General features: G+C 52.2%; 4 protein-coding genes. 2 read left to right on the forward strand and 2 right to left on the reverse strand.

Annotation, left to right across the window (positions count from 1 at the left end):
* Positions 1-111 precede the first annotated feature (111 nt).
* Positions 112-2,325 (forward strand): RelA/SpoT family protein, encoded by a 2,214-nt coding sequence (locus HMPREF2907_RS08525; RefSeq protein ID WP_070682127.1) that lies wholly within the window; start codon positions 112-114, stop codon positions 2,323-2,325.
* Between the two features lie 341 nt (positions 2,326-2,666).
* On the opposite strand, the gene adhP is transcribed toward HMPREF2907_RS08525, so the two are convergent.
* The gene (gene adhP / locus HMPREF2907_RS08530; RefSeq protein ID WP_081452105.1) at positions 2,667-3,710 is read right to left on the reverse strand and encodes an alcohol dehydrogenase AdhP; all 1,044 of its coding nucleotides are present in this window, start codon (positions 3,708-3,710) and stop codon (positions 2,667-2,669) included.
* A 432-nt stretch (positions 3,711-4,142) separates the two neighbouring features.
* On the opposite strand from adhP, the gene HMPREF2907_RS08535 reads away from it, so the two are divergent.
* On the forward strand, positions 4,143-5,618 hold the full coding sequence (locus tag HMPREF2907_RS08535) for an aldehyde dehydrogenase family protein (RefSeq protein WP_070682129.1): 1,476 nt from the start codon (positions 4,143-4,145) through the stop codon (positions 5,616-5,618).
* A gap of 779 nt (positions 5,619-6,397) precedes the next feature.
* Here HMPREF2907_RS08535 and HMPREF2907_RS08540 read toward each other — a convergent pair.
* Entirely contained in the window at positions 6,398-6,649 is a 252-nt protein-coding gene (locus HMPREF2907_RS08540; protein ID WP_049226758.1) for a hypothetical protein, read from the reverse strand.
* Between the last annotated feature and the right edge of the window lie 156 nt (positions 6,650-6,805).

Raw genomic sequence — 6,805 nt, forward strand, 5'->3', positions numbered from 1 at the left:
AACGCCGTACCGGTTTAAAGTTAATCCACTCTATCCCGCAAAACAGCCCGCAAATCCCTTTGGCAACCTGTTACAATAAACCTGTTTTTATCGAAACGAAAAGACACCATCATGACCGCCACCAGCCCGATTCAAGACACGCAAAGCGCGACTCCGCAAGAATTGCGCGAATGGTTCGACAGCTACTGCGCCGCGCTGCCGGACAACGATAAAAACCTCATCGGCGCCGCATGGTCGCTGGCGCAGGAACACTATCCCGCCGATGCCGTCACGCCGTATGGCGAGCCGCTGCTCGACCATTTCCTCGGCGCGGCGCAGATGGTCAACGAACTCGACCTGCTCCCCGATGCCGTCGCCGCGACGCTGCTTGCCGACATCGGACGCTACGTCCCCGACTGGAATCTATTGGTTTCCGAACGCTGCAACAGCACCGTCGCCGAGCTGGTCAAAGGTGTGGACGAAGTACAAAAGCTAACCCATTTCGCCCGCGTCGACAGCCTGGCTACGCCCGAAGAGCGTGCGCAACAGGCCGAAACCATGCGTAAAATGCTGCTGGCGATGGTAACCGACATCCGCGTCGTGTTAATCAAACTCGCCATGCGCACCCGCACCATGCAGTTTCTCAGCGAGGTTCCCGACAGCCCCGAAAAACGCGCCGTCGCCAAAGAAACCCTCGACATCTTCGCCCCGCTCGCCAACCGTCTGGGCGTGTGGCAGCTCAAATGGCAGCTCGAAGACCTCGGCTTCCGCCATCAAGAACCCGAAAAATACCGCGAAATCGCGCTGCTTTTGGACGAAAAACGCACCGAACGCCTCGAATACATCGAAAACTTCCTCAACATCCTGCGCGCGGAGCTCAAAAAATACAACGTTCACTTCGAAGTAGCCGGTCGCCCGAAACACATCTACTCCATTTACAAAAAAATGGTGAAGAAAAAACTCAGCTTCGACGGCCTCTTTGACATCCGCGCCGTGCGGATTCTGGTCGATACCGTCCCCGAGTGTTACACCACGCTGGGTATCGTCCACAGCCTCTGGCAACCCATCCCGGGCGAGTTCGACGACTACATCGCCAACCCCAAAGGCAACGGCTATAAAAGTTTGCACACCGTTATCGTCGGCCCCGAAGACAAAGGCGTGGAAGTGCAAATCCGCACCTTCGATATGCACCAATTCAACGAATTCGGTGTCGCCGCGCACTGGCGTTACAAAGAGGGCGGCAAGGGCGATTCCGCCTACGAACAAAAAATCGCCTGGTTGCGCCAACTCTTGGACTGGCGCGAAAATATGGCGGAAAGCGGCAAGGAAGACCTCGCCGCCGCCTTCAAAACCGAGCTTTTCAACGACACGATTTACGTCCTGACCCCGCACGGCAAAGTCCTTTCCCTGCCCACGGGCGCGACACCCATCGACTTCGCCTACGCCCTGCACAGCAGCATCGGCGACCGTTGCCGCGGCGCGAAAGTCGAAGGGCAAATTGTGCCGCTGTCCACCCCGCTTGAAAACGGACAGCGCGTCGAAATCATTACCGCCAAAGAAGGGCATCCTTCCGTCAACTGGCTGTATGAAGGCTGGGTCAAATCCAGCAAGGCAATCGGCAAAATCCGCGCCTACATCCGTCAGCAAAACGCCGACACCGTGCGCGAAGAAGGCCGCGTCCAACTCGACAAACAGCTTGCCAAACTCACGCCCAAGCCCAACCTGCAAGAGCTTGCCGAAAACCTCGGCTACAAAAAACTCGACGACCTCTATACCGCCGTCGGACAAGGCGAAATTTCCAACCGCGCCATCCAGAAAGCCTGCGGCACGCTGAATGAACCGCCGCCCGTACCTGTCAGCGAAACCACCATCGTCAAACAGTCCAAAATCAAAAAAGGCGGCAAAACCGGCGTTCTCATCGACGGCGAAGACGGTTTGATGACCACGCTTGCCAAATGCTGCAAACCCGCGCCACCCGACGATATTGTCGGCTTCGTTACCCGCGAACGCGGCATTTCAGTGCACCGCAAAACCTGCCCCTCTTTCCAACACCTCGCCGAACAAGCGCCCGAAAAAGTGTTGGACGCAAGCTGGGCGGCATTACAGGAAGGACAAGTGTTCGCCGTCGATGTTGAAATCCGCGCCCAAGACCGCTCAGGGCTTTTACGCGACGTATCCGACGCGCTCGCCCGCCACAAACTCAACGTTACCGCCGTGCAAACCCAGTCCCGCGACTTGGAAGCCAGCATGAGGTTCACGCTCGAAGTCAAACAAGTCAACGACCTCCCACGCGTCCTCGCCAGCCTCGGCGACGTCAAAGGCGTCTTGAGCGTCACGCGCTTGTAAGGTGGAACAAAAGGTCGTCTGAAAAACGGATTTCAGGTTTTTCAGACGACCTTTTTATGAGAATACTTGCGAAGATTTAGAGATTTGGCCATTTCGTTGAGTCAACTGCCATCATACCTGTCGGTGCGTGAATGACGGCGCAAGTTTTTTTATAGTGAATTAACTTTAAACCAGTACGGTGTTGCCTCGCCCTTACCGTACTATCTGTACTGTCTGCGGCTTCGTCGCCTTGTCCTGATTTAAATTTAATCCACTATAGTTTCATGCCGATAAATTAAAGGTCGTCTGAAACCCCAAAGCAAGGTTTCAGACGACCTTTTTAGTTAACTGCCTACATCAAATTAATGATGACCGCAACCGCATTCTTTTTTCATGTCGATAACCATGCGGCCGGTGATTTTGCCTTCGCGCATTTCTTGGAAAATTGCCGGAGCTTCGTCCAAAGCACGCAGTTGGACTTTCGGTACTACCAAGCCTTCTGCGCCGAATTGGAAGGCTTCTTCCAAGTCTTTGCGCGTACCGACCAGCGAACCGACCACTTCGATGCCGTCCAAGACCAGACGCGGGATGGACAAGTCCATAGATTCAGGCGGCAGACCGATGGCAACGACGCGGCCGCCTGCGCGGACGCAGTCCACAGCGGAGTTGAACGCGGCGGCGGATACGGCGGTGACAACGGCTGCGTGTGCGCCGCCGGTTTTCTCTTGAATCACTTTAGCAGCGTCTTCTTTGGCGGCGTTGATGACTAAATCTGCGCCGCTTTCTTTAGCGAATGCCAGTTTTTCATCGTTGATGTCGATGGCGACAACGTGTGCGCCGAATACTTTTTTCGCGTATTGGACACCCAAGTTGCCCAAACCGCCCGCGCCGTAAACGGCAATCCATTGTCCCGGACGCACGCCGGAAACTTTCACGCCTTTGTAAGTGGTAACGCCGGCGCAGGTGATGCTGGAAGCTTGTGCAGGGTCGAGGCCGTCGGGTACTTTGACGGCGTAGTCCGCATCGACGATACAGTGGGTCGCCATGCCGCCGTCGGCGGTGTAGCCTGCGTTCAATACGGAACGGCACAAGGTTTCGCGGCCGGTATTACAGTATTCGCACGAACCGCAGCTTTGGAACAACCATGCGATGCTGACGCGGTCGCCGACTTTCAGGGCATCCGCGCCCGGAGCGACTTCTTTGACGATGCCGATGCCTTCGTGTCCCAACACGCGTCCCGGTTTTTCGCCGTAGTCGCCTGCCGCAACGTGCAAGTCGGTATGGCACACGCCGCAATATTCGACTTCAACCAACGCCTCGCCGTATTCCAATGGGCGCACTTCGCGTTCTACAACTTCTACATCGCCCTCTACATTTTGATTCACAACAACAGCTTGCATCTTCATGGTGTTCTCCTTGGCATTCGTAAGAAATCCGTAAAAGGTCGGGTAGGAGGTAAACCCCCTGTAAATGAGAATACTCCCCTTCATTTCGCCGTGTCAACACCCTATCTTTTTGAAAAATAAGAAATAAAATGTTATATCATAACATTTTACCTGCCTGAAAATATGCCCACCAAGACGCTGAAAAATTCTTACACATATCATGTAAAAAAGGTCGTCTGAAAACTTTAAATACATTAACAAACCCGCTTCATTTCCATGCGGAGTCAAGCCTTACCGGATTGGATTTCCTATTTTAGAAAATTACATATTTGGAATTTTGAGAACGTTATCATTTTTAATGCTTGAACTTAAACAGAAAAAATACTATCCTGTTTTCAGACGACGTTGGAGATACGTCCGAAACCTCAAGAAGATAACCAAGGAGACAGCATCATGGCAAAAGATTTAAATGTGTTTGATAAAGAGTACGGTCTCTTAATCAATGGCGAATGGACAAAACCCGGCGCACTTTTGGATTCGCACAATCCCGCCAACGGCGAAGTACTGGCAAAGTTTACCGACGCATCCGATGCCGATGTTGATGCTGCGGTTGCCGCTGCGCAAGAAGCGTTCAAAACATGGCGCAAAACCACCACGACCGAACGCGCCGCCATCCTCAACAAAATCGCCGATGTGATTGACGAAAACTTGGAATTGTTTGCCTTGCAGGAAACGCTGGACAACGGCAAACCCATCCGCGAAACCCGCGCCGCCGACATCCCGCTGGCTTCCGACCATTTCCGCTACTTTGCCAGCGTGATCCGCGGCGAAGAAGGCACTGCCACCCAGCTTGACTCCGAAGACTTATCTATCGTCCTGCGCGAACCCATCGGCGTAGTCGGTCAGATTATTCCGTGGAACTTCCCCTTCCTGATGGCGGCTTGGAAAATCGCCCCCGCACTCGCCGCAGGCTGTACCATCGTTATCCACCCGTCTTCCAGCACTTCGCTGAGCCTGTTGTCGTTCGCCCAAAAAATCAACCACTTGCTGCCTAAAGGCGTGTTGAACATCATCACCGGACGAGGTTCTAAATCCGGCGAATACATGTTGCACCATAAAGGCTTCAACAAACTCGCCTTTACCGGTTCGACCGAAATCGGCCGCCACATCGGCATCGCAGCCGCCGAAATGCTGATTCCCGCCACCTTGGAGCTGGGCGGCAAATCCGCCAACATCTTCTTTGACGATATGCCGTTCGACAAAGCCCTCGAAGGCGCGCAAAAAGGCATTTTGTTCAACCAAGGCCAAGTGTGCTGCGCCGGTTCGCGCATCTTCGTACAAGAAGGCATTTACGACAAATTCGTCAACGCCTTGGCAGAAGAGTTCAAAAAAATCAAAGTCGGCCTGCCTTGGGAAGACGATACCCAAATGGGTTCGCAAGTCAACGCCGGTCAGCTTGAAACCATTTTGAAATACGTCAAAATCGGCGAACAAGAAGGCTGCCGCATCATTACCGGCGGTAAGAAAATCGAAGGCGAATTGGGCAAAGGCGAATTTGTCGAGCCGACCTTGATCGAAGCCGGCAGCAACAGCGCACGCGTTGCCCAAGAAGAAATCTTCGGCCCGGTTGCCACCGTGATTAAATTCAAAACCGAAGAAGAAGTCATCAAAATGGCCAACGACAGCGAATACGGCTTGGGCGGCGCAGTTTGGAGCAAAGACATAAACCGCTGCCTGCGCGTTTCCAATGCGCTGGAAACCGGCCGCGTTTGGGTGAACTGCTACAACCGCCTGCCCGCAGGCGCACCGTTCGGCGGCTACAAAACTTCAGGCATCGGCCGCGAAACCCACAAAATGATGCTCGCCGCCTACACGCAGGTGAAAAACATCTACATTTCCACCCGCGAAGAGCGCGAAGGCTTCTATTGATTGCCTGCTGAACATTGTTTATTGATGTAGAAAAAAAGGTCGTCTGAAATCCGGATTCGGGTTTCAGACGACCTTTTTGTGTTGACTGGAATTTTATGAGTGCTTGTTGTTATAGACAAATAAACCGTCAGGCTTGGCTTTGGGAAAGATTAAATTGGTTGCAGGAGATCTATGAAGTCAAAGAGTAGGGATGATTTCGCTATACGGTGTTCGCCATCATGATTAACGGATAAGGTTCCAAGCCACTTTGCCGGCGATCAGTTGGAAATGTCAGATTCGAGAATCCGACCTACGGCAAAAACCGTAGCATGAGAATAGAAACCCGTAGCGCGTGGGCTTTGCCCATGAATCAAACCTAAAATTGCAGACGACCTTTTTTACCTAGCATCATCGTGGGCAAAGCCCACGCTACAATGCACACCGACGGGGCAATAGGTCGTCTGAAAACAGGGGGGGGGCAATTTTTGCCTAAACCTCTACCGTCATTCCCGCGCAGGCGGGAATCCATTTTTTAAATTCAGAAACTGTTTTTCAAATTAAGGTTTCTTAGGTTTTACGATGGATTCCCGCCTGCGCGGGAATGATGAAATTTGATGACATACCGGATTTAAAGTTAAGTATGTTTGCTATAGAAAGCCGGATAAATCCGTTATTTCAAATTTAACGAATTTAAATTTGAAATAACAAATCAAAGGTCGTCTGAAAATCTGTTTTCAGACGGCCTTTTTTGAAATTGCAGTCAGGTCATCGTTACCTTATCGACGTTTCAAATTACCTAATTACCTGAAAGCCTGCCACACCACCCAAGCAATGATTGTCCAAGCAAATACCATTCCCGCTGCCAATATCATCACAAATACCAGCCAGACGGCAATCTCCATCTTACGTCCGGTCAATACGCGCCGTACTTTCTGCCAGCCGCCATGTCGATATGCGCGGCGCAGAACGGAAATGCGCTTTTTGCCGTAGCTCAGGAAATCCCAAGTGGCGGCAAAGAGTTCGAGAACGCCAGCTACAAAATCCAATACCACGATTTAAACTCCGTAAAATATACTGGCGTTATAGTAAATCCAAACAAGGAATCCCTATTCCGTCATGTACGCGCAGGCGGGAATCCGAGCCCTGATTTATCAGGAATATTTAGAGGTTGCCGCGACTTCAAACTTCTGGATTCCCGCCTGCGCGGG

Origin of the sequence: Neisseria sp. HMSC055H02, assembly GCF_001813335.1 — a bacterium.
In the GTDB taxonomy this organism is placed as follows: Bacteria; Pseudomonadota; Gammaproteobacteria; order Burkholderiales; family Neisseriaceae; genus Neisseria; species Neisseria sicca_C.

Bases quoted from the DNA above. Each gene is read 5' to 3' on its own strand.
- HMPREF2907_RS08525 (WP_070682127.1), top strand. From the start codon at position 112: ATGACCGCCACCAGCCCGATTCAAGACACGCAAAGCGCGACTCCGCAA.
- adhP (WP_081452105.1), bottom strand. From the start codon at position 3,710: ATGAAGATGCAAGCTGTTGTTGTGAATCAAAATGTAGAGGGCGATGTA.
- HMPREF2907_RS08535 (WP_070682129.1), top strand. From the start codon at position 4,143: ATGGCAAAAGATTTAAATGTGTTTGATAAAGAGTACGGTCTCTTAATC.